1 pseudogene is annotated in these 1100 nt (G+C 34.5%); it reads left to right on the forward strand.

Features of this window, described 5'->3' with window-relative positions:
• A pseudogene (locus tag BG20_RS07705) lies at positions 1-1100 on the forward strand (lamin tail domain-containing protein); the annotation flags it as partial.

The raw sequence follows: 1100 nt of genomic DNA on the forward strand, positions 1-1100 counted from the left end.
TATGGATTAGGTGAGCCTGTTCTTTTATCTGGATTGGTTCCTACATTTGGTGGAAGTTCTGTTCAAATTTCACTTACCATCCCTGATGGCAGTGTTATTAATTCTGGTGCTACCATTAATAATCAACGATTCTCTTGGTCTTGGACTACTCCAATCACTGAAAAACCACTGGCAATAAAACAAGATGATCGTTCTGTAACAAAAACAAATTATGGAATTTATAAAATCCATGTAACTACTGCTTCTGCTAACAAAGATATTTTCTTCAAAGTATCTTCAAATCCAGAATCTGATTCTTTATCCTTATCTCCGATAATAGTTTCTACTGAAAAGTCTCTATACAAGGCTGGTGAAAAATTAAAGGTTGTTGGCAATATAATTGCAAAAGAACAACTCTCTCAAGGATTAATTCCACAAAGAGTAACCGTCCATGTACTTGATGGTAAATTCCCATACAAACAAATTTTTGAATCAACCGTATATCCAGAAAGCGGTGGGACATTTCAGAGCTTATTTGAATTACCTGTGACTGTTTTCACTGAAGGTGAATACAAAATTAAAGCCATATATTCCGGTAAGACAGCAGAGGCTACATTCAGCGTTGCAAATGATTTTGCTATAGGCTCTGATGCAAAATTATCTCTTTTACTAGCTACTGATAAATCTGAATATTATCCGGGTGACACTGTAAACATATCTGGTAAACCCAACAAGTTAATCTATATTGAAAAATTTGATGTTAGTGTAATTCAGAAAGTAGATGGCTCAGTAACATGTGGAACATTTTTTTGTGGTAAACATCTAGGTCCAGTAACTTCTATTAGACCTAGCTCCTCTGGATCATTTTCACATCAATTCCAAATTCCTAACACTCAATCAAGTTTAGGATCATACGAAGTAACAGTTGATGCTGGCTTTGCTACAAAATCTTTGATATTCAACGTAGTAGAAAAACCCATTGTCGTAGAAACCAAACAATCAGCTTCAATTTTGATTGAAAAAGTCAACCGCATTTTAGATAGTCAGATACAAGTTCTTACATCTGAAAAAACCGATGATGATAATGTGATATTGCCACGAGTATTTTCTGGTTCATTAAT

It is taken from the genome of Candidatus Nitrosarchaeum limnium BG20 (genome assembly GCF_000241145.1).
GTDB classification, from domain to species: domain Archaea; phylum Thermoproteota; class Nitrososphaeria; order Nitrososphaerales; family Nitrosopumilaceae; genus Nitrosarchaeum; species Nitrosarchaeum limnae.